Below are 22,636 nucleotides of genomic sequence, written 5' to 3'. Positions count from 1 at the left end.
TGTCGTTAAATTCGGGCTGCCTTGCGCCCCACCGGCAAAAGCAGAAAAAGAGCACAAGCGTTGGAGACTGAAGCATGATCCGTTCACTTGTCTGCGTCGCGCTCTTGTTGGCGGCGTTGCCGTTCGCGGCCCTGGCTCGAACGGCAGACCATGCGCGCGATTGGAATGGCGCTGAGATCAACTGGCGCGACGCCCGCTCGGGCATCTACGAAGCATCGAAGACACGGCGACCCGTTTTGCTGGTCTTCCACGCGACGTGGTGTTCGGTGTGCAAGCAGTTCCGGCAAATCTTCAAAGACCCGAGGATCGTCGAAGCCTCGCGCGATTTCGTCATGATCCTGGCGGACGCCGATAAAGAGAAAGAGCTCAACAGCGAATTCGCGACCGACGGTTCGTATGTGCCGCGCACGCTCTTCATCGATCCGGACGGCAACGTTTCCGATAAGCTCGTCGGCTCAGACCGGGAGTACCCTCATTCGCTGAACGTCGAAAAGCCCGATGAGCTCCTGGGCCTGATGAAGAAGGCTCGCAGCGTCTTCGACATGGCCCCCGCGGCGGCGCCGCCGGCCAACAAGGAGCCAATCTGATACCCGCGACGAATGTTTACATCCAGGATGTTGCGCTTGGCCGTCCGACTCGCCATAAGTCCGACCGGCGCGGACGTGGTGGAACCGGTAGACACACAGGACTTAAAATCCTGAGACGGTAACGTCGTGAGGGTTCGAGTCCCTCCGTCCGCACCAAACTGATATTCCGCACAAACAAGCCGACACCCGCGACCGAGCCCATCGCTTTCAGGAGGTCGCGGAACAGATCTTTTGAATCTTCTGCTATTGGCCTTCACATGCGGCAGGGTGGGCCTCGCCGCTTTTTGTCGATTACGCGGCGTCGCCTTGCCCCAACGCTACAGCTGAAGCGCCGCTAGCGGTCCAATGTTGCAGGATCGCCCAGCCAGCGCGACGCAGCCTGGGCAAGACCTTCGTCATCATCGACGCCCTCGCTCGCCCAGGCGACAAAACCATCCGGTCGAACAAATATTGCGCTCAAGCCGAATGTGTTTTCCGCACGACCCGAGATATAGTTGATCCGCCCATCCCAGCGGCGCCCAAGCGCCTGTCGCGGCGCGCCGGGGTCGAAGTCGAGCAGCAGGCCCTTGCCGTCGCGCAAGAGGCTGCCGGTGCTCGTCCCGCCGGCAAGCTCGAAATCGGGGGAGCTACGGCCAACTAATGGATGGGCATCGCCGAGATCATACCGCATTGATACCCCCCACATCTTTTCGGCGAAGTACGTTGCGCCGTCGCGCGTGTCCATGAGATCGCGAATGATAGTCTCAAGTGCGCGGGTACTCCGGGTGGGCCGCATGAGCGCAACCTGCGCCCGCGACCAATCGAGAATCCGCGCTCCTTCCAGATGCCGTTCGATGAAGTAGCTGTCGAGAAGCCCAGCCGGAGCATCCCCGCGAATCGTCGCCGCGAGCTTCCATCCTAGGTTCATGGCGTCGCCTACCCCGAGGTTGAGGCCCTGGCCGCCAAGGGGCGAATGAATATGCGCGGCATCTCCGGCGAGCAGCACCCGCCCGTGGCGGTACGCCGTCGCTTGATTGGCCCGATCCGTCCAGGTGGTCGCCAGCCGAAGGGCGGTCACCGTGACGTCGATGCCTGTGACCCGACGCATGTCGGCTTGGACGTGCTCCCGCGATAATCGCCAAGCGATTAACCGACCCAGTGCCGCGCGTTCGCTTGGACGTAGCTGCTAGGCAATTATTCCAAAATCAGCGCCCTTACTCGCACCGCAAGGCTGCAATCGGATCAAGCCGCGAAGCCCGAAGGGCCGGATAGAGTCCGAATATGACTCCGACACCTCCTGTAAATGCCCACGCAATAACCGCTGCGGTGGGACTGATGAACACGGGCCAGTCCATCGCCCATGCCGTCGTTCTGGCGATAGCGATGCCTGCTGCAATACCAATTGCCCCGCCGGCTAACGCCATCATTGCCGCTTCGATCAGAAACTGCCTCAAAATATCACGCCGGCGTGCACCAACCGCCATTCTGAGCCCGATTTCGCGTGTCCGCTCGATGACTGATGCGAGCATCACGTTCATAATGCTGATGCCGCCAACCAACAACGATACCGACGCGATAGAAATGAGAAGCGTCGTGAGCGCCCGTTGCGCCTCCATTCGCGCAGTCAGAATGTCAGCCGGATTCTGAATTGCAAAATCATCTGCAGCATCGTTTCTCAACTGATGCCGTTGGCGCATAAGTTGGCCGATGTCATTCATTAGAGCGGGTACATCGTCGGGGTCTGCCTCCTTCACGATAATGAAATTGAGCGCCGAGCGCCGGCCCCCCAGGACACTCCCAAGAACGCGGCTCCTGGCTGTGGCCAACGGAATAAACACAACGTCGTCTTGACTACGGCCAGCCGCGCCTTGCCCTTTCTTATCTAAGACGCCGATCACCTCGAACGGAACGTCGCCAATTCGCAATGTTACGCCTGGTTCGACATCATCCGCGAACATTTGATCGACAATCGTCGCCCCTACGATCGCGACTTTGGCGCCCACGGCGAGTTCATCAGCAGTAAAGGCGCGGCCCTTCGCGATCGTCCATTCGCGAGCCATGAGATAGTCGTCATTGATCCCGGCGACGAGCGTTGCCCAATTCTTGTCTCCGTTGACCACTTGGAGCGGGCGAGAAATGAGCGGTGCTACCAGTTTTGCCCCTTGGACTTCGTCGGCGATGGCCCTCGCATCATCTTCAGTCAATGTGCGTCCCGAACCAGCTTCGAGGCGGGCGCCGCCTGACGTCTGCGTCCCAGGAACTACAACCAAAAGATTGGCTCCAAGCGTTCTGATTTTTTCAGACACCTCTGCTTGTGCACCCTCTGCCAAGGAGACCATGCAGATCACGGCGGCGATACCAATCACGATACCAAGAGCGGTCAGGCCGCTTCGCAGCCGGTTGGCATTAAGCGCGCGAAGCCCAGCTCTGCAGCTCTCGATGAAACCGGCGCCACCCCTTGTACGGGTGAGGTTTTGCGACACCTCCGACCGCGGAGGCCCCACAGTTGCTTCGGGCGCTGTGAGCTGGCCATCGTGTAATCGAATGCGGCGTTCAGCGCGTTCGGCCACGTCATCTGCATGCGTCACGACGACAATCGTGTGGCCATCCTTGTGCAACTTACTGAAGATCGAGAGGACGTCTTGGCACGTCGTACTATCAAGGGCGCCCGTTGGTTCATCGGCCAGGATGAGATCAGGCTTGGTGACGACTGCACGCGCGATTGTCACGCGCTGCTGTTCTCCGCCTGAAAGCTGGTTTGGCCAATGATGTAGTCGATCGGTCAACCCAACAGTTTCGAGGGCGGCTTTCGCGCGACTCATGCGCTCGGTTAAGGGAACACCGGCGTAGACGAGAGGTAGCGCAACGTTCTCGAGCGCGCTGACGCGCGGCAGCAGTGCAGGATGCTGAAATACGAAGCCGATCCTGCGACACCTCATCTCGGCGCGAGCATCTGCGGATAGACGCGCGACGTCCTCGCCGTTGAGCAGATAGAGCCCACTGTCGGGGTTGGCCAAGAGTCCGATCACGTGCATGAGTGTTGATTTGCCCGAGCCTGAGCGGCCGACGATCGCAGCAAACTCGCCTCTGCAAATCGACAAGGAAATGTTCGAAAGAGCGCTGACGGCCGTACTTCCGGACGCGTACCGTTTCGAAATTCCAATGGTGTTTACGAGTGGCTCAGGCACATCAAAGGCCCATTTGTGCATTGGCGAGGTTGCGCTCTGGGCTCAGTACGCCGACGATCAACGCTTCGCCTTCTGTCAGCGGACCGTCGAACAGCAGCGCGCCTTTTGCGTCTCGCGGTCCAATACGAACGGCAATAGGCAAGGAGGCTCCCTCTCCGTCGGGGATCCAGACAAGGGCCGGCGAGCCGGCACCTGTGGCAGTCAAGTCTTGCGTTAGCGGACGACGGGCCGAAGAGTCCGCGGCCTTGAACGCCACCGGACGAAAACGCAGTGCCTCATTCGGAATTTTCAGCGCCACGACGCCATCGCTTACAGAAACGCGAAGAGCTGCTGTCATTCCTGGCAGAAGTGAAAGATCGGGATTCTGGGCTGATATGATCGCCGTATACGTCACGACGTTCTGCGTGGTCTCGGGAGATTTTCTGACTTGCTGGACTTCTCCGCTGAACATTCGATCCGGATACGCATCGACAGTGAATGTCGCCGCTTGCCCTGGCCTCAGTTGGCCGACGTCGGCTTCGTCGATCCTCGCATGAATTTCCATTTCCTTGAGGTCGTTCGCAATCTGGAAGAGCGTCTTGGCCTCCATTGTAACTGCGATCGTTTGGCCGGGATTGACGTCTCTCTTCAAAATGACGCCATTGATTGGAGCTCGAAGCACGGTGCGATCGAGGTCGAGCCTCGCTTGATCGAGTGCCGCCTGCCGCTGTTTGATGGTCGCTTGCGCATTGTGCAGCTCGGCGCCTGCCATTTGCAGTTCGGCTTCTGCGATCGCGACCGCTTCCTCTTTGAGATGAATCACCTCGACTGCAGCTTTTGCGTCGGCAGCTGCCGTTTCCTTGAGAGCCTGCGTCTGAGTGAGTTCGCGTTCAGATGCGACACCAGTCTTTGAGAGGGCGAGTTTGCGATTGAGCTCGCGCTCCGCTTCTGCCAGCCTGGCGTTTGCTGCCTCGCATTGAGCCTCGGCCAACTTTTGTGCCGTGCGCGAACTGCTTACCGCGAGGCCGGCTCGGGCGACCGCTGCTTGTTGTACCTCAGTGGAGGCGGTTGCGACGTTCAGCGCAGCAGCGGCCTCGGTCACGCGGGCTCCAAAAATTGCTCGGTCCAAGCGCGCAATCGGTTGTCCCGCTCTAACTGTATCGTTGAAACTGACGAATACCCCCCCAACACGGCCGGAGAGCTGTGAGCTGACGTCTACCGTTAGACGCGCCTCGACAGTCCCGGTAGCAGTAATGGTCTTGGATAGCGTGCCGCGCTCCACACGCGCCGTGATGAATTTCTGGGACGGCAAAACGTCATTATGAGCGAACGTCAATCCAGTAATGAGTGTGGAGACTCCGGCAACGACGGCAGTAAATCGCAACATCGTACTTCTCCCGGTTGAGCGGAAGAGCGCAGACGACGCTGAAGGGCGATAAGAATTTTTGCAGCGTCGCCCGCGCGTTCAATAACTATGCGTTCAAAATATGAAACTATGGAAGCTGCTTCTGCGATTGCTGGAAGCAAGCCACATCGTATTGGCCCACAGCTTTGGGGTTTCCGTTCGCAGCCGACGGCGTGCCCGGCTGGCCCGCATAGTGGAAGGTGGAGTTGCCTGGTGTCACATCATTGAAAGGCGAACCCGGCGCGAAAAAAGAGTTACCCGGGCGGAACGTGCTGACACCGGTGCCACCGGTGTCCTCGCACGACTGACTTGGCTGGCCGGTCGTGCCACCGGTATGCGGGTTTGTGGCAAGGGCACGGCCCGTTGGCAATCCTACTATGGAGGCTGCAATGAGAAGGCTGATGATCGAGTGTCTCATGGGAGAACTCCTTTTGGGTGAACTTCACGTCATGCGTCACCCCGCGTAGGCTCGTGTCGCGTTCAATGCGTCGCGAACCCACAATCCTCCGGTAGATTTTCGTACAATTGATTTGCCAATTGCTGGCGTAATCCCCAGAGGCATGGCCCATATGCTATAGGGAGGTACAATATCAGGCCTTCTAGATCGTTCCCTCAGGGAACGGTCTTCGAGCAGAAAAAAATCTAAGGGCACCGCTCGCATTTTGATGCGGCGTCGCTGATGCAGCGTTCACTTTCTTTCGATTTTACTAGATTTCAAAGCACCGGACAGCGGTCGGCATACTTGATCAGAAATTTAGCTTCGGGTCATTGAGTGCCAATCTTGAAGCTCTCTTGACGGCAACTTGTTTTTTGGAAGCGGATGCTTTCTAAAACACCGCTGGCTCACAGCTCCCAATCTCTATCATCGGCTTCTGGGATCGACTGTCGATCGATCTTCAGCCGTTCGCATTCTGTCGCGATGGCCCGAAAGCCGCCATCAGCCTGATGGCGCTCCGGGCCAAGAGCGGATCATCGATGGTCTCAGCCGGGCCGTGTGAATACAACTGCTCCTATAAAGAAAACGCACGTGATGGAAAGCCTAACTAATCCTCGACCATATCCTCTAGTCTTTCGATGTCTTTTACGATGAGTAACGTGCCTCGCCGCTCGACAATGCCAAGCTTGGAAAGACGGTTCAATTCGCGTGTCACAGCCTCACGATGCGTACTTATGCGGCTCGCAATTTCGGCGTGGGTGGGTGCTGGCTCTATCTTTACGCATTGACCCTGACGTGCACCTAGCCGTGCGAGGCGTAAAAGTTCTGCCCGGGTGCGATTGGCAACGTCCAGGCTGCTGAATTCATAGACGCGGTTCGTCAGCTCCCTGATCTTTCGAGCAAAGCGTAGCAGCATTTCGAATGTCAGATCAGGCTCTGTCTTCAACAATGAACTGAAGGCGAGGGCAGTCATCGAAGCAATGCAGCATCGCGATCGCGCCTCAATGCTCGCAGACCGTAGTCCGTGATCGATCGCGGAGATCTCGCCGAACATGTCGCCCGCTTTGAGATCACTGAACGTAATTGCCTTCCCGTCGATCGAATAGATACTCACTCGAACTTCGCCTTCTGTGATGAAGAAGACCTCATCCGTTTTATCGAGATAGTCGAGGATCAGTTCGCCTGTCTCGTAATGCCTCCAGTTGCAATGCTGCTGCACGCGTTCGATTGCTTCCGCAGGCAAGGCGCGGAACGGCTCAATCTTTGCAAATGAAGGTACGGATGAGGTCGAAGTCGCTTGTTTCATCTCACGTCTTCCTAAATCGCGGTCTGAAACTCACATTGGAAAGTGCCGTAGAAAGTCGATCACTTGACTGTTCCGGCAGCGATGTTCACGACGGATTTGATCACCATTGTCCGCGCGTCAGTTGAACAGTTGAATTCGAGCGTCTCGCCGCTGCTCAGGTTGAACTGATCGAAATCGCCAGGCCCGATATTTGCTTCATGGCGAAGAGCATCGAAGGTTTCGCCCGCCCCGTTTGGGGTATCGGCAACGGTCACCACCAGCTTGCACCGGTTCTCTTTAGGATAGAAATATCCAACTGCGTGTTTCGGACCTGCCGCGAAGGCGATCCCTTGCAACGGCTTCATGACCGTCCCACTGGCTGGGCTTCCCGCCAGTGCAATTCCCGTCGCCGATGCGGAAATCGTGGCGGCCAAGAGCGTTGCTTTCAGCAGCGAAGTGATCTTTTCCATGGCAATTTTCCTTATGTCCATCGGTTGTGTTGCGGTTCGCATCGTCTTTCGATGCTGGATGGATCATGAAGGTCTTTGCCAACACACGCTGTGGGCTTTGCCACAACCCGCAAAAAACTTTGAAAAAGTTTGCTAGGCGGCACCCAATTGAATGCCGCCGGTCCCCCCATTCGACTGGGAGGGTGCCGGGTGCGGAGCAGCCTCGCATTCTTTCGGTTCGCCGCGCAAAGCCCGGAGAACGGCTTCCTCTTCGCGTGGCATCGACGTGAAGTGCACTGTCACCTCGTTTCTCGAGCCCGTTGCGACGACCTTTGCGTAGAGAGTTCCTGTTGCAGACCCACTATCGCCGTTCCGAATGCGGATCTTAAGATTGCAGAGAGCGGATACCGGTTTGGCCAAGTGAGCTTCGGCTCGTTTCGAGGCAAGCTTCGTAAAGCGTCCACCGAAGACGTCATCGCTCTGCATGTCAGATTCGAGGACCTGATAGGTAAATTCAAGAGGTTCAGCCAAATCGACGAGAGGTTCGCTCGACTGATAGAGCATGAGCTTGTGCGGGCCGCCTATGCCCACGACTTCGCAGATTGTTATCGACTGCTCGAATCCTTTCGCTCGTACCTCCATCTGCTTCGCAATCTTGAGCATCGTCCCAACCTCGCGGCGCGTGCTTTCCGAAGCCAGGATTTGCCCGCCGACCGTGAGCGATTGGATGCGGGAGGTTAAATTGACGTGGCTGCCGACGACGCCGTACTTCAGTCGTTCGGCTGACCCGATATTGCCTACGATGACTTGACCCGTGTGCAGGCCAATTCCCATTTCTATATCGGGGAGGCCATCGATCCGGTTATGCTCATTGACGGTCTTCATCGCGAGCTGCATTTCGACAGCGCACGCCGCCGCCCGCTGAGCGTCATCATCGTGCCAAGTCGGTGCGCCGAAGATGACGAACACGGCGTCGCCAATGAACTCGTCAATCGTGCCGCCGTATTTCTTTATGATCGTTACCATGCTCGACAGGTAGCGATTGAGCATGTTCACGACCCACTTCGGATCCAAGCTTTCCGAAAGCGACGTGAAGCCTCTCAAGTCTGCCATGAGCATGGTAACTTTGCGCTTCTCGCCGCCCATCTGCATGCCGCTTGGGGAGTCGAGAAGCGTCGTGACGACTTCATCCGTCAGATAGCGGCCGAATGTATCGCGTATAAATCGGTTGCGAACTTCAACCTCTCCCGCAAGTCTCTTCAGCTCCGCCTCGATCTTTTTTCGGTCACTGATATCGGCCCAGGAGCCAATGAGCTCCATGGGATGGCCATCCTTGTCTTTCGTCGCGGTGAAGGTGTCCTGAATCCAGATATAGTGGCCGCGCCGGTGCCGGAAGCGATATTCGATGGCTCCCCCGCCCTGCTCGATAAGCTTTCCCAGCTCATCGAATACGCGGCCGAGATCGTCGGGATGCAGCCGCTTCAGCCAGAATTTGGGGTCCTCACGCATTTCCCATGGCGCATAACCCATCGTCGATTTCAAGTTTTCGCTGACGAATGTACAGGCGAAATTGCCCGAGGCTTTCGTCGTGTAGATGACTGCGGGACTCGCCGCGACGAGGTTCTGCAGGTCGTTCATCAGCGCCATGCGTTCGCCGAGTGCCTGCTCGACCTGCTTGCGATGCGTGATGTCCGCCCACGACCCCACGATCTCGAGCGGCTTTCCGGCGCTATCTGCGACGACCTTGAAGGTGTCTTGAATCCACACGTAATTGCCATCACGGTGCCGGAAGCGATATTCGATCGAGCCACCGCCTTGCTCGACAAGCGGCCCCATTTCTTGAAAAACTCGCTCGGTGTCCTCCGGATGGACGCGCTTCAACCAGAATTCCGGATCCTCGAGCATCTCCCACTCCGAGAAGCCCATGATGGGATCGATGTTGCGACTAACGAAACTGCATCTGTAGCCGTCCGTCGCCTGATTTGTGTACATGATCCCCGGAGTCACGGTGAGAAGATACTGGAGACGACCGCGCGCTTCATTCAGCTCCGTCGTCCGCTCTTCAACTCGCTTCTCCAATTCGTCATAGGCATTTTGCAACTCTTCCTGCGAACGTTTGCGGTCCCTCAAATCGGTCGCGAAGCCTACGGTGCCGATCTGCTCACCGTCATCGCCGAAGAGCATCGAAGCCGATATGAGCACTGGAATCGACGTGCCGTCCTTGGCCCAAAGAACGCTATCGAAGCCGGATACCGTGCCGCCGCGCTTGCGCATTTCGCGCAAGACTTCGTTCGCTCCGGCCTCACCGCCGTAAATGCGAGAAACACTTTGCCCCACGACTTCGTCGGCTCGATAGCCGAGAAGCGTTTCTGCACCTTCATTAAAGAGAACGATGCGGCCGGCCTTATCTGTCGAAATGATTGCGTCGGGCGAGCTTTCAATCAGGCGCGAGAGCGAGCGTTTGGTTTCCTGGAGCTGGGCGTTCGCCCGCAGTGCCGCTTGCTCGGCCTCCTTGCGCTCCGTGATGTCGGCCCAGGCGCCGATGAGCTCGATAGGACGAGTTGCGTTGCTCGGCCACCCGCCTGTCGCGGCGCTCGTTTCATCATAGACGACCTTAAAGCTATCCTGGATCCAAACGTAATGCCCCTTGCGGTGCCGGAAGCGGTACTCGACCGTTCCGCCACCGTGTTCGATCAATGGGCCTAATTCGCTCAGAACACGTTCAACATCATCGGGGTGCAGCTGATCCGGCCAGCACTTTGCATCCCTCGTCATTTCATCGGGTGAGAAGCCCATAATCGTGCGGATGTTTTCGCTCACGTAGGTGCATGCGTAAGTTCCAGAGGCGAGCGTCGTGTAAATAATGGCAGGGCTCGACGCGAGCAGGTGTTCGAAGCGCTCTCGAGCACTTTTCAGTTCGCTTTCGGATTGCCGGTTCTGGCCACGTGCTTCCAGTTCGGCGATCTTGTCGCGAAGCCGGGCCACCTCCTCCAGAAGCTCTTCACTTGATTTGACCCGGTCGTCCATTCCGACCGCCTCCACTTTTGGAGAGTCATCAGGTCGTCAGCGTACGGTACGTTAAAGCAAGAGCGTCACGCTAGCACGCCCGGAAGCGTAAATCGAGCAATCGGCCAATGCGAAGAGGCGGCGTTTTGTTGGCGTTCGTCGTCAACTTTCCTAATTTCGCTTTTTTCGAAATTTCTTTCATCTTGTGGCAAGTCTCACCGCTCAGGCGCAGCGATGCTGCGAAAGCAGATACTGCCACCCGGAAGCGTTGCCGCCCCCGAGTGGCAAGACAGCGACGCCTTCGATCACCGCTCCAGGCTCGTGGGCCTAAGCGGACGGATCGTCATGGTTCGTGCTTCCGATTGACACTCGAACGCGAATGCTTTGCCGGGCGCGGGCGCGATTATGCCCGATTTTCCGACTGGGATATCGGCCTCGTACTTCGTTGTCGCGAAGGTTGCGACATTTGCTTGCCACGTTGGCGGTGCGGCGACCCACATGGTCGCCTTGCAGATCCGATCCTCATTCGTGAAATAGCTTAGGGTAGCCTTGGCTTCGATCGGGAATGCGACGCTCTGGTTCGGTCTGAGCACTCGTGCGGCAGTGGGATCGTTAGCTTCGGCAGCCTTGTTCACGTGCGTGGTACAGAGGCCCACGGCTAGAGCTATGACAGTTTTCGTCATCGACATCATGGCGCGTTTCTCCTTTCCGCTTGGTCCGGCGCATCGCTCCATGGGTCCTGAAGCAAGTGCCTGATGAAACCACGGTGTCGAGAAATCGAAGTCCGCGCGGTGGCATTTGCCACAACCGTCCGCTTTTGAAGTCATCGATACGAAGTGCACAAGCGTGCGACCCGATGAAGAGCGGCAAAGCTCTATCGCGAACGCGCTTTAAATCGTCGCCTCTCAGGCCCAGTCAGGTCTGGTCGATAAGAACCAAGCTTCAGATGACGGGGCGAACGCGCGATCTCGCACTGTTCAATCTCGCCATCGATAGCAAGCTGCGTGGCTGTGACGTCGTAGCCGTCCGCATCGATGACGTTGCGCCGAGCGGCTAGGCAATGGCATGAGGTTTTACTCCGCATGAGCCGAGCCGGGCATTACCGGCTGCCGGATGGGTGGCAAATGCGGCACGCTTTCCGGTTCCTTTCGGGAGAACGGGCTTGCAGCGGGCCGATTCCGTTGTCGAGGGCTACGCGCTCAACTAGTTTCCACACGGGATGAATCATTTTTTGGAGGGGCAAATGCGTTCTTTGAAACTAGGCTTAGTCGCCACGGCGGCCTTCTGCGCACTTTCAGCAACGGCTCAGGCTGATTGCGTCAAGGTTGGAGCGGTCGGCGAAGCCGTGACCCACGATATCGCCGTGCTCTTTTCGACGCACGGTCTTGCAAACATCATCTATGGGCAGGGCCGCGTGGGCAAGGGTCCGGTCCACACGAAGTGCGAAGACGGCTCAGGTACAACGACGTGTCACTCCTCGCAGACGGCGTGCAAAGTGACGACACCCAAAACCTGCTTGGGCGCTTGGCTTTGCTTCCCCGCGTGACCCGGATGCTTGGCTAGCGGACAAAAGTCGGGCGATCACCGACGCTCAGGCGTCATCCGGAATGTTCATGCGTATTCGCGCGCGGCTTCGAACACATTGTTGGCGACGCGCGCGGCAAACTCTGCGATTTGCGGCATTCCCATCAGCTCGCCGACTGCTGCGCGAGCAAGAGGTCCGGCAATCCAAAGCGTCTCATCCGGATGGCCTTGGATATTTAAGCTCCGCCCCTGAGCGTCGCAGGCGATCCCGAGTCCAAGAGGATCTGCGCATAAGAAGCCGTCGTCCGACAAACCCTTCAAAAATGGTTGACTTGAAAGGATCGCACCATGGTTGGGGCCAGTCGCAAGGATAATGCGATCGACGGTGCGAGCGAGCCTCCGCTGTGATTTCGAAATGCGGAGCACGACTTCCAATTCACTCGCCGAGGCTTCCAGATTCTCTATCGAAGCAGCGACGAATTGCAGAACACCCGCATCGACGCGCTTCTGAATGATGGCTTCCGGTTGTGGGGCGATGCGGAAACGGTGAACATCCCAAAAGACCCGGAGATGGCGAACGATGCGGCGTCGCTCGGCAACCGGCAACGCGGGCCAAAAACGCGGCGCATGAACGCGCAGCGAATCGATAACAGCCTGCCACGGTATGTCTTGAGCGGCGGCCCGGCTGACGGTCTCCCGTACTCTCCGCAATAGCTCAGAGGCGCTTTGCGGTAAGGGATTGGAAAAATCGCCAAAAGGATCCCGTGCGGTCTTGGCGTGCGTCTTCGAGCGAAGGCCACGGCGGGAGATCGCAGTTATTTTTCCGTAGTGTCCTTGCGCGTCGAGGGTGGCCACGATATCGGCCATGGTTAGCCCCGTGCCGACGATCAGCAGACGTTCGTGCCTCTTGACCCCTGCGAGCGCCTGAGGGGCCGTCGCATCGGCAATCAATCTCGGGTCGTTCTCAAGTGTGCTCAAGAGAGGGGAGGGAAGGCGCGGCTCGGGATGCGTTGTGGCGATAACCACAAAGTCCGCATGCACCGATGTATTGTCGCTTTCGACCGTCCAGCGGCGTCCCTGCTTCTTGATCTGAGTGACGGCCTCGCGGACGTGCTCGACGGCTCCCGACTCGAGGAACGGACGAAGTTGTTCGTTCACGTAGCGTCCGAAGACGGATCGCTGAGGAAACGCCGATCCGTCGCCGGCGATAGCGTCCGGATCATCTGAGATCGCCCCCGTCTCGTTGACCCAGCGTAGGAAGTGTCCCTCATCTGCAGGGATGAGGCTCATTTTGGCCGCCGGCACGTTGATGCGGTGGTTCGGATCACTCCCGCCATACGCGAGACCCGCGCCGAGAAGAGCGCGCGGCTCGAAGACGATGATTTTCATCGGTGCCCCGAGCCACGCCAGATGATAGGCGACTCCCGCACCGCTAAAGCCGCCGCCGACGATTGCGACGGTCGGCCGCCGCACTTCCGCGTTCATGATTGGCCCACGCGCGCTGCTGGCCGATGATCACCGGCAATGGTTTCACCGAACGGTCCCGTGTTCAAAGAGAGGCCGGCACGTTTTGTTTCATGGCGAAGCGGCAGCTTCGGCAACAACAGTTCTGCAACGCGATAAGCTTCTTCGAGATGCGGATAGCCCGAGAGAATGAAGCTATCGACGCCGAGGCGGCGGTATTCGTCAATTCGCTCAGCGACCGTATCGGGATCGCCGACAAGCGCGGTGCCGGCGCCGCCGCGGACAAGCCCGACGCCCGCCCATAGATTTGGACTGACCTCGAGCTTTCCGCGGCTCCCCCCGTGCAACTGCCGCATCCGCTGTTGGCCGACGGAGTCCATGCGCGAGAACACTTTCTGCGCCGCCTCAATCGTATCGTCGTCGAGATATTGGATGAGAGACTCTGCTGCCTCCCAAGCTTCCTTGTTGGTCTCACGAACGATGACGTGCAGGCGGATGCCAAACGTAACCTCGCGGCCTTGCGCCTTCGCGAGTTTTCGAACGGTTTCGATTTTCTCTGCGACGCTGGCAGGCGGCTCGCCCCAGGTCAGATATTTGTCGATGCTGGTCGCAGCCACGTTGTTGGCCGCATCCGAAGAGCCGCCGAAGTAAAGCGGCGGATAGGGGCTTTGGACCGGCGGGAACAGAAGGCGCGCATCCTCAGCGTGGATGTGCTTGCCGTGGTAGTCCACGGTCTCGCCCGAAAGAATCCGCTTGTAGACGTCAAGGAATTCTCGCGTGATCTCGTAGCGCTCTTCGTGGCTGGCGAACAATCCGTCGCCCTTGTTCTCCAAAGGATCGCCGCCCGTGACGACGTTGATCATCAGTCGGCCATTGGAAATGCGATCGAGCGTCGAGGTCATTCGCGCGGCGAACGCCGGGGGTTGCAAACCTGGCCTGACGGCAACAAGGAAACGCAAATTCTGGGTGAGCGGCGCCAACGCGGCCGCCACGATCCAGCTGTCTTCGCAGCTTCTGCCGGTCGGCAGAAGCACGCCGTAGAAACCGAGCGTGTCGGCCGCGTGTGCGACTTGCTGCAAGTATGGCAAGTCCACCGCGCGGCCGCCAACGGTCGTGCCGAGATAACGGCTGTCGCCGTGCGTCGGCAAAAACCAAAGGACGTCGATTTTCTCCGGGGCACGGCTTGTCAAGTTGGTCTCCTACTATGTTTGAGTGTCACGGTTGGCGTCGCGGCGGTCGTTATGAATGAGCCGCTTCTGGCTTGCGCGACTTGGCTGGCTTTTTGTCCGCGCCGCTCGTCCGCTCGGGAATGTCGACGACAAGTCCGCGAGGAATTTTCTTTTCCTTATCATAGAGGGGCAGCTGCGCGAGCACGGCTGAATGCGTTTTGTGGTCGCGACTCAAGACCTCGACCTTAGTTCCGTCGGCATGCGGTTGGTCGAGCCGCACGATCGCGATGCCGGCATTCAAGAATGGAGAGAACGCGGCCGCGGTGACGAAGCCGATCCTCTTGCCGTCGATGGTTACCGGTCCTTCGCGCACCGGCTCGCCGCCGTCGCTAATGAGCCCGATCAGGCGCGATTCCTTTTTCGCGCTCGCGAGTGCCGCTTTGCCGATGAAGTCGTCCTTTGAAAGATCGACAAATGCGCCGAGACCCGCTTCGAACGGCGTCATCGTGTCATCCATATCGGAACCGTTGTTGAGGATGCCTCCCTCGATGCGGCGAATTTCCATCGAGTCGAGTCCGGCAACGTCGAGACCGAATGGCTTGCCGGCTTCGAGCACCGCGTTCCACAGTGCCGCCCCGTCGTAGTTCGGCTCATTCGGCAGCGTGTAAAACTCGAAGCCCGCTTCATTCGTCCAGCCCGTGCGGGAGACGATGATATCCTGACCCCGCACACGCGCGCGGCGAACGGAGAAGTACTTGAAATCGGCAGGCAGGCCGCCTTCGATCAAGTTGTTCAACACATCCAATGATGCCGGCCCTTGAACCTGAGAAACCCAGGAATTGGGATCGGAGACCTCGACGTCAAGGCCCTGAGCGTGTGCGATGAGCCACGAGTATACTGGGCCATCAGCCTGCACGTACCAGAAGGTATCCGGCGCTAGCCGAAGAAGTACGCCGTCGCACAGAATGTTTCCATTTGGATAGGTGAGGAGCGCGTAGCCTGCGCGCCACGGTTTCAGGTTGGAGACGTTGCGCGTGAAGACTTTATTGCAGAGCTTCTCGGCGTCAGGCCCCGAGATTTGGATCGGACGTTCGCCGGTGTCGAACAGTCCAGCCTTCTGCTTGAGGGTCCAGTAACCCTCCTCGCGTGAGACCTTCTGGCTGACCGGCATAAGGCGATTGTTATAGACGCAGTATTTGGCTCCGTTCGCGATGTGAAACGCGGAATAGGGTCCGCGAAGGGTGCCGTAGTCCCATCCACCTTCATTGTCGGCGGTGACGACCAAGCGTGTAGTGTTGAGAGACATGTCTTGTTGCTTCCTGATTGCTTTCGTTTGACGAATGGCGAGCGTGCTTCAGCGCGCGATACCGAGATCCTTCTTCGCTTGCTCGGGCCACTCACCCTTGTCGACGATGTAGTGGCGATAAATGAACATCAGCACGACCACAGCGATGACGCCCAACCCGTAGAAGAGTGCGTTCGGTGCGAAAGTGTTGGCGCCAAATATGATGAGCCCGAAGTTGAAGAGAGCGAGCGCAGGTCCGCCGTAGTTCACGAGGAAATCCGGAGCACGGAAATGACGTTCGCTCGCAGGATATTGTGCGCGCAGCAGTCTGACCGCGATGAGATCCATCGAGATGCTCAACAGGTAGGAGACTGCGCCTGCCGCCAGAACGAAGAGCGGAGCGCCGAGCAGCATCAGGAACGCGTTCACGACGATGTCAGCCCACATTCCGGCGACGGGTGCACGGTGCCCGTTGAGGCGCGAGAGAAATTTCGGGAAAACTCCGTCGACGGATCCCTGGTAGAGGGTTCTCGAACTTACAGCCAACAGCGTTCCAACCGACAGCAACAGTGCAAGGATTAGAACGATCGTGACGATTTCGGCAGCTTTGTTGCCAAAGGATATGGTCGCAAGTTCCGCGACCGCCTGCTGTGTGTAGCCGGCGACAAAATCGGGTTGCGTGAGAGCCGTGAGACCGAGAACACCGAGAAATGTGAACGGCAGCAACACGTAGCACACGAAGGCGATCGCCCCAGTCGATACGATTGCCCGAATGTTATCGCGATGCGGATCTTTGAATTCGCTGACGAACGACACCGCCTGTTCGGCACCGTAGGTGCTCCATCCTGCGATGAATAACCCACCGGCCAAAAGGGTCAGGCCTTCGGTGCTGAACCAGTCGACGCCACCCTTCAATTCGAAAGGTTGGAAGTTCGCATAGTTTATCGTGCCGTTGAAAAGAGGGACGATTGCAATCAGAACCAGAGGTATCAGAGCGAAGAGCGCGATGACGTGCTGGATTTTCGCGGCGCGGAGAATGCCTGTGTGCTGAAGAGCAAACACGAGAAGCAGAACCACTATGCCGGTGATGATCGTCGCGTTCAGCTGCAGAACGATCCCAGGCAATATCGACGACAGGTCGAGCAGTGTAACTGAAAAGGACGCAAATGACGTGCCCTGGAAAAAGGCGGAAACGATGTAGCTTCCGCAAAGCGAAGAAAGCACGGTCAGCGATGTCGAAGTTCCGAACCAGTAGGCGCCCATGTTTATGGGTGCGAACAGTTTACTGTACTTGATCCAAGCGACTGACGCGTAGACTGAGCCGCCGCCGGTCTTGTTGGGGAACACACCGGCCAATTCTGCGTACAGAAAAAGCTGCACGAAGCCGATGAGAGCGGAAATCCCCCAAACCAGGATGGACGCCGTGCCAAGAGTATCGGCCATGGCTCCGATGGAGAAGAGAATCCACGGTGATGCACCGGCCGTAATCCAGAAGGCGTCTTTCCAAGTGATGACCCGCTTCATTTGGGCTTGCGGGTTTCCCGCAGAGACCTGCGGACTTTCGAGTGTTGATACGGACATGCTGTTCCTTTGAGGCGATGGCTTTGAAAGCGGAAGTCGGTGTGTAGGGTGGCGAGAGCCGTCTGCCTCAGCTCCAGGCGTGCAGTGGCGGGTTCACACCATTGAGGAAGTAGTTTCCGAGGATCGCGTACTTCCACCGAACCGGATCGTGCAGCGTGTGCGTTCTCGCATTGCGCCAGTGGCGATCGAGATTGTGTTCCGCGAGCGTCGACCGCGTACCCGCCAGTTCGAACAGCTTGTTCGTTGCCGCGATCGCGATTTCGGTGCTGAGAACCTTCGCTTCAGCGACGGCGATTTGAGCGCGAGCAACGGATTCGGCCGTGGCGCCGACGACTGCTTCATCGACTGCTTGACCGGCCTTCTCGAGAAGCGCCTGGGCGGCATGCAAGCGAAGCTTGAGATCTCCGACGGCCTGGATCGTGTAGGGATCCTGCCAGGCATGCTCGACGCCGCTGTCGACCCACGCGCGCGACTTGGTCCGCACGAACTCGATGGTGTCGTCGATTGCTGCTTTGGCGATGCCGTTGTCGACCGCGACCTGGATGATCTGGAATATTGCGCCATCCGCCGTCGGCCGCTCATAACCCTTATAACCCGGGACGAGATGCGTCTTCGGGACGCGAACATTATCGAGGAGGACCGTGCCGCTGAGCGTCGTGCGCTGGCCGAAAGCCGACCAGTCGTCGATCACGGTCAGACCGGGCGCATCGCGCTCCGCGATGGCGTACCACGCGCGGCCCTGATCGTCCAAGGCGACGATCGGAACGAGATGGGCCAGCAGCGCGCCGGACGAATAGAATTTCCGTCCATTGACGATGACGTGGTCGCCGGCATCCGTGAATTTCGTTTCGAAGTCGACAGCCCGCTTGGAGCCAAACTCCGAAAACGCGTTGCCGAAGCGGAAGCCGCGGAGCGCCAAGCCGAACAACAGGCGCTGCTGGGCCTCGTCGGAAACTGTGCGGATCGCAGCGAGCACCCCGAGATGGTTCTGGGGAATCTGCCCGATCGAGGGATCGGCCGCCGAAATGATCTCGATGACTTTTCCGAGCGTGACGTACGAAACCTCGGGACCTCCAAACTTTTTCGGCACGTTGATGGACCAGAGACCGCTTTGCGAGAACGCATCCAGCTCTTGCACGGGCCAGCGGCGCGTGCGGTCACGTTCCGACGAGCCTTCTAGGAATGTCTTGGCAAGTTCTGTCGCGACCTCGATGGCTTCGCGATCTGACTTGATGACGTGGGCATCCTTTTGCGGACGCGGAAGTCCGGGAACGGCCTCTGGCTTGGCTTTGGCCGCCTTCGGAGCGTCGAGCGTAATTGTCATGGTGTGGATCCTGAAAAATAAGGGTGTTGAGAGATCGGCGCCGCGAAGGCGCGTGTATGTGCGTGTGTTCGCGCGGACTATTCCGCCGCATCAGCCAACGGCTGGGCTGCCTCCAACTCGCGTACGAGCGGGATGACGTGGCGGCCGAAATATTCGACCTCCTCTTGGAAGTGCAGGAATCCGAGAAGGATGAGATCTGCCCCAGCCGTCTTCAGCGCGATGATGCGCTCTGCGATTTGCTGCGGCGTTCCGATGAGATTGGAGCGGAAGCCGTCATTGTACTGCACCAGGTCTTCGAACGTTGACTTCGCCCAGTTGCCTTCCCCTTCAGGTGCCGCCTTGCCTGCGTTCTTCACCTCATGACCGAAAGCTTTGACTGCGTCTGGATCGGCCTGCTCGATGATCTTGGCCAATACGCTGCGGGCTTCGCTCTCCGTTTCGCGCGCAATGGCGAATGCATTGACGCCAACCTTCACCGAGTGGCCGTTTGCAGCAGCCTTCGCGCGAATATCGTCGACCTGCTTTCGTATCTCTTCGGGCGTGTTGCCGTTGGTGAAGTACCAGTCCGATACCCGCGAGGCCATGTCGCGCGCGGCGCGCGATGATCCCCCCTGGAAAATCTCGGGCTGCGGATCGATCGGCTTCGGCTTCAGATTGTAATTGTTGAAGCGGTAGAAGTCGCCGCGGAACGTGAAGTTATCTTCCGACCAGATTCCGCGCAGCGCCCGGATGAATTCTTCCGACCGCCTGTATCGCTCGTCGTGATCGAGCCAAGGTTCGCCGATGGCCGCAAACTCTCCGCGAAACCATCCGCTGACGACGTTGATCGCGATGCGGCCACCGTAGAGATTATTTATCGTCGCGATCTGCTTGGCAGCGACAGCCGGATTCCATGGACCCGGAAGAAGTGCGGCGATCACCTTCAACTTCTTCGTTTCGGACAACAGTGCCTGGCTGAACGTAACGGGTTCGTGCTGGAACTCCGCACCATACCCGGCGGTGAATCGGATCTGGCTCAGCGCATATTCGAAGCCGCTTTGCTCTGCGATTTGCGCGAGCTTGCGATTGTAGTCGAAATCCCAACTCGTCCTTTGCTCGACCTTGCTGATCACAAGGCCGCCGGACACGTTGGGAACCCAGTAGGCGAATTTTACCGGATCAGCCGAAGGTGAAGTGGTGGTCGCCGAATTTGTCATCGGGGATCTCCTGAAATTTCTTGGATTGACGCTCAGGCGATTGCCGCTGTGGCGGCCGATCGTGCGTCGAGAGGTTCGGGGCGGGATCGCGCCAGCTGGGTCAATGCCTCGGCGACGACACGTTCGATGCGCTCGTGAATGGCGGTGCTGCTGATGGCATAGTTCGAGAAGTCGCCTTCGACCGCATAGACTGATGTCGGCAGGGTGAGGGCGTTCAAGAAGCCGAACAGCGGGCGAAGCTGATGCTCGATCACGAGGCCGTGCAGCGGGCTGCCGCCGGTCGCGGCGAGCGCAACCGGCTTGCTGCCGAAACGCCGGTGATCGACCAGATCGAAAACGTGTTTCAAGGCACCGGTATAAGAGGCCCGATAGACCGGCGTTCCAACCACGAGCAGATCGGCGCCCTCGATCAGATCCAAGAATTGCCGCGCGTCCTTGCCGATGTCTGCCGGCGAAGTAGCGGCAAACAGCGCGGGCGCGGAGTCCGACAGCCTTAGAAGTTTCGTCTTATGGCCGCTGCGGTCGGCGATGGCTTTCAGGATGGCCTCGACGAGCACGGTCGTGCGCGAGGGATTTGATAGACTTCCCGATATTCCGACAATCGATAGAGTGGTCATATTGCGTCCCGGTCTTGTGCGAGATTGCGCTCGCGCGTTCGAATTAATTCCGGGACGATTTAGGATTGTCGCTTTTTCTAGAGCAATAGTGCCGAATGGCACTAACCGTCGGTTCTTCAGCAATTACGGCTTATACAAATATCCGCTATGCTTTGCAGACGATATATCCGGCGCGAAACTAGGCTTGCGATTTGGAGAGTAAGCCCAGCAGCTCGCGCTCGGAGTTGACCGCAAACTTGCGATAGAGCCGCTGCTTGTAGTTCTTGACGGTGCCCTTGGCGATCCCGAGCTCGACAGCGATCTGGCCGGACGACTTCGTCAGTTTGATCAGCGCCAGAACGTCATTTTCGAGCTTCGTAAGCGGCGCGATTGCGAGGTCGTCAGTCGCAGCCAAGTTCTCGGCAGGCTGACGAATGGAGCGCCAATTCAGTAGGTAAATATGGCCTTCCGGAGCGATGGAGAAGTCATCCGGAAGCCGCGCAACCTTGAGGCGCATGGTTTCCGAAATCTCGATATCGTCTCTGTCGATCGTACGAACATCTTTGCGAAGATTGACGAGGCGTGGCTCTCGATCCTCGGCTTCGCGCCAGCTGACACTGCGGTAGATGACGTTACCGTGGCGGTCGGTAAGCAGGAGGGGCGGTGTGACTCCTTCATCCGCACCGGGCGCGAAGTCGCACAATTTTCCGAAGGATCGGGCGAGATGCGCGAAATGAAGACCCTCCAATGCCGGAAAGATCCTCTCTATATGGGCCGCCAATTCCGCCGAGAATTTCCGATCGGAGCTTTCTAGAAATAGCGCGATGCACGTTTTACCAGGCGACGGAAATACAATTCCGATTTCGTCGGCGACTTTAGCCCGCCGGAGGAATACGCTCGTATATAGGCGGGTCTCCGCCGTATCGCTTATCGCTTCCTCCGAAGTCACCAGACCTTTCCGGCGCGTCGAGCGCCAGAAGCTGCCGAACGGATCGACCTGGTGGTAAGTCGTTTTGTACTCATCGACGATGAAATCAGGATGTCCGGTCGTGCAAAGAACGTCCGTCGATTCTGGATTTCCGTAGCGGACCGCAAACCCATAATCATGCGAGACCCCCGATCCGAAAAGGCGGAGCATGTTCTCGTAGAACGCGGGTGTGCCAGCGGATTTTGCAGCGGTGCCGAGATTGACGTACCAGTTGGCGTCATTGAGGACTTCAGACATGACCGGCAAATCTAGTGTGAAAACATCGGCAGCCGCCAAAATGCCGCGCATCGTCTCGGATAGCAGAGTGCGTGGGCGAGAGACTTGCCACGACTAAACACGAGCCGGCTCCGCGTCCCAAATAAGAAATTCAGGAAAGCTTATCTGCGATTTTGGACGCGCGGTTGGTGCCGAAAGCCGGTTCTACCGGGAAAAGGGCAGCTGCAAGTCCTCGATCTGCGTCGAGAAGAGATCGCCCGGCCTCTTGTCCGGCAGTTCTGCGAGCAGCAATGCCTCCCCACGAGGGCCTGCTCTCGCCAAATCGATCCCATCAGGCCCGGTGATGCCGCTCAGTCCGGTGTACTCGAGATCCCCCTCACTCCCGCAGAGGTTCGCGTAAGCCACAAACACGCCATTCTCGAGAGCGCGCGCGCGAATGAAGGTGGTTGGCACTTCAAAATACGGAGCCATGTTCGCCGTCGGAACGATGATGATGTGTGCTCCACGTCGCTTCAGTTCGCGCGCCATCTCGGGGAATTCGATGTCGTAGCAGATCGCCATGCCGAGAACGCGATCTCCTAGGCGCGCGACGATCAGTTCGTTGCCGGGAGCGAAGAGGTTCTTTTCGTCGGGGCCGAACAGGTGGATTTTTCGATAGACGGCAGTGAGATTGCCCTGCGCATCGAATAACGCGGAAGAGTTGAAGAGTTCGTCGCCGCTTATCTCGGGAAAGCCGACGGCAATAGCGCAGGCTACATTGCGTGCGATCTCTCCGATCGATCTGAGAGATGGACCGTCCCTCGTTTCCGCAAGATCTCGTAGGCGCGAGCCGACGTTGTACCCGGTCAAAAACAATTCCGGCAGAACGAGGAGATCCGCCTTCCAAGACGCAGCCGTCCGGGCAGTCGCGCGAATGGTCTCGATGTTTTTCGCTTTGTCTCCAGGATTGGAGCTCGTTTGGCAAACCGCGATTCGCATT

The 22,636-nt window shown here is 58.2% G+C and carries 18 protein-coding genes, 1 tRNA gene and 2 pseudogenes; 4 read left to right on the top strand and 17 right to left on the bottom strand.

The annotated features are described in order from the left end of the window. Nucleotides 1–74 precede the first annotated feature (74 nt). Nucleotides 75–587, top strand: coding sequence for a thioredoxin family protein (locus BM399_RS13865; RefSeq protein WP_092868374.1), 513 nt, complete (start codon nucleotides 75–77; stop codon nucleotides 585–587). Between the two features lie 69 nt (nucleotides 588–656). Next, nucleotides 657–743, top strand: a tRNA-Leu gene (locus BM399_RS13860). A 178-nt stretch (nucleotides 744–921) separates the two neighbouring features. On the opposite strand, the pseudogene BM399_RS13855 reads toward BM399_RS13860, so the two are convergent. The 8 genes and pseudogenes from BM399_RS13855 to BM399_RS13810 form a co-directional block, all read right to left on the bottom strand. Continuing rightward, nucleotides 922–1,701: pseudogene (locus BM399_RS13855) on the bottom strand (FAD-dependent monooxygenase); the annotation flags it as partial. Nucleotides 1,702–1,780: 79 nt separating this feature from the next. Then, on the bottom strand, nucleotides 1,781–3,775 hold the full coding sequence (locus BM399_RS21215) for an ABC transporter permease (RefSeq protein WP_143117829.1): 1,995 nt from the start codon (nucleotides 3,773–3,775) through the stop codon (nucleotides 1,781–1,783). Further along, nucleotides 3,756–5,120 carry an efflux RND transporter periplasmic adaptor subunit gene (locus BM399_RS13835; protein ID WP_092868372.1) on the bottom strand — a complete coding sequence of 455 codons (1,365 nt, stop codon included), beginning with the start codon at nucleotides 5,118–5,120 and terminating at the stop codon, nucleotides 3,756–3,758. Before BM399_RS13835 ends, BM399_RS21215 begins: the two co-directional genes overlap by 20 nt. A gap of 106 nt (nucleotides 5,121–5,226) precedes the next feature. Next, nucleotides 5,227–5,556: an adenylate cyclase gene (locus BM399_RS20965; RefSeq protein ID WP_143117828.1), complete on the bottom strand. Its 330-nt coding sequence runs from the start codon at nucleotides 5,554–5,556 to the stop codon at nucleotides 5,227–5,229. Between the two features lie 625 nt (nucleotides 5,557–6,181). Further along, a complete protein-coding gene (locus BM399_RS13825; protein WP_092868370.1) occupies nucleotides 6,182–6,880 on the bottom strand; it encodes a Crp/Fnr family transcriptional regulator in 699 nt (232 codons plus the stop codon). A 59-nt stretch (nucleotides 6,881–6,939) separates the two neighbouring features. Next, on the bottom strand, nucleotides 6,940–7,329 hold the full coding sequence (locus BM399_RS13820) for a hypothetical protein (protein WP_092868369.1): 390 nt from the start codon (nucleotides 7,327–7,329) through the stop codon (nucleotides 6,940–6,942). A gap of 132 nt (nucleotides 7,330–7,461) precedes the next feature. After that, complete coding sequence (locus BM399_RS13815; protein WP_092868368.1) at nucleotides 7,462–10,335, bottom strand: PAS domain-containing protein; 2,874 nt, start codon at nucleotides 10,333–10,335, stop codon at nucleotides 7,462–7,464. A gap of 284 nt (nucleotides 10,336–10,619) precedes the next feature. Next, nucleotides 10,620–11,006 (bottom strand): hypothetical protein, encoded by a 387-nt coding sequence (locus BM399_RS13810; protein ID WP_143117827.1) that lies wholly within the window; start codon nucleotides 11,004–11,006, stop codon nucleotides 10,620–10,622. 164 nt (nucleotides 11,007–11,170) lie between these two features. On the opposite strand from BM399_RS13810, the pseudogene BM399_RS13805 reads away from it, so the two are divergent. After that, a pseudogene (locus BM399_RS13805) lies at nucleotides 11,171–11,368 on the top strand (hypothetical protein); the annotation flags it as partial. Nucleotides 11,369–11,557: 189 nt separating this feature from the next. Then, the gene (locus tag BM399_RS13800; protein ID WP_092869097.1) at nucleotides 11,558–11,860 is read left to right on the top strand and encodes a hypothetical protein; all 303 of its coding nucleotides are present in this window, start codon (nucleotides 11,558–11,560) and stop codon (nucleotides 11,858–11,860) included. A gap of 65 nt (nucleotides 11,861–11,925) precedes the next feature. On the opposite strand, the gene BM399_RS13795 is transcribed toward BM399_RS13800, so the two are convergent. The 9 genes from BM399_RS13795 to BM399_RS13755 form a co-directional block, all read right to left on the bottom strand. After that, nucleotides 11,926–13,323, bottom strand: coding sequence for an FAD/NAD(P)-binding protein (locus BM399_RS13795; RefSeq protein ID WP_092868366.1), 1,398 nt, complete (start codon nucleotides 13,321–13,323; stop codon nucleotides 11,926–11,928). Continuing rightward, nucleotides 13,320–14,492: an FMNH2-dependent alkanesulfonate monooxygenase gene (gene ssuD, locus BM399_RS13790; protein ID WP_092868365.1), complete on the bottom strand. Its 1,173-nt coding sequence runs from the start codon at nucleotides 14,490–14,492 to the stop codon at nucleotides 13,320–13,322. Before ssuD ends, BM399_RS13795 begins: the two co-directional genes overlap by 4 nt. A gap of 49 nt (nucleotides 14,493–14,541) precedes the next feature. After that, the gene (locus BM399_RS13785) at nucleotides 14,542–15,777 is read right to left on the bottom strand and encodes an aminomethyl transferase family protein (RefSeq protein ID WP_092868364.1); all 1,236 of its coding nucleotides are present in this window, start codon (nucleotides 15,775–15,777) and stop codon (nucleotides 14,542–14,544) included. A gap of 48 nt (nucleotides 15,778–15,825) precedes the next feature. After that, nucleotides 15,826–17,337: an APC family permease gene (locus BM399_RS13780; protein WP_092868363.1), complete on the bottom strand. Its 1,512-nt coding sequence runs from the start codon at nucleotides 17,335–17,337 to the stop codon at nucleotides 15,826–15,828. 67 nt (nucleotides 17,338–17,404) lie between these two features. Beyond that, on the bottom strand, nucleotides 17,405–18,661 hold the full coding sequence (locus BM399_RS13775; protein WP_092868362.1) for an SfnB family sulfur acquisition oxidoreductase: 1,257 nt from the start codon (nucleotides 18,659–18,661) through the stop codon (nucleotides 17,405–17,407). Nucleotides 18,662–18,738: 77 nt separating this feature from the next. Beyond that, nucleotides 18,739–19,857, bottom strand: a complete 1,119-nt coding sequence (sfnG, locus tag BM399_RS13770) for a dimethylsulfone monooxygenase SfnG (RefSeq protein WP_092868361.1) — start codon at nucleotides 19,855–19,857, stop codon at nucleotides 18,739–18,741. Nucleotides 19,858–19,889: 32 nt separating this feature from the next. Continuing rightward, a complete protein-coding gene (gene msuE, locus BM399_RS13765; protein WP_092868360.1) occupies nucleotides 19,890–20,474 on the bottom strand; it encodes an FMN reductase in 585 nt (194 codons plus the stop codon). A gap of 178 nt (nucleotides 20,475–20,652) precedes the next feature. Beyond that, a complete protein-coding gene (locus tag BM399_RS13760) occupies nucleotides 20,653–21,729 on the bottom strand; it encodes a helix-turn-helix transcriptional regulator (protein WP_092868359.1) in 1,077 nt (358 codons plus the stop codon). Nucleotides 21,730–21,861: 132 nt separating this feature from the next. Continuing rightward, nucleotides 21,862–22,635: a carbon-nitrogen hydrolase family protein gene (locus tag BM399_RS13755; protein WP_092868358.1), complete on the bottom strand. Its 774-nt coding sequence runs from the start codon at nucleotides 22,633–22,635 to the stop codon at nucleotides 21,862–21,864. Nucleotide 22,636 lies beyond the last annotated feature (1 nt).

It is taken from the genome of Hyphomicrobium facile (genome assembly GCF_900116175.1).
GTDB lineage: Bacteria > Pseudomonadota > Alphaproteobacteria > Rhizobiales > Hyphomicrobiaceae > Hyphomicrobium_B > Hyphomicrobium_B facile.
The sequence above is the reverse complement of the archived record's forward strand: the minus strand, read 5'-3'. Positions and strand labels throughout refer to the sequence as shown.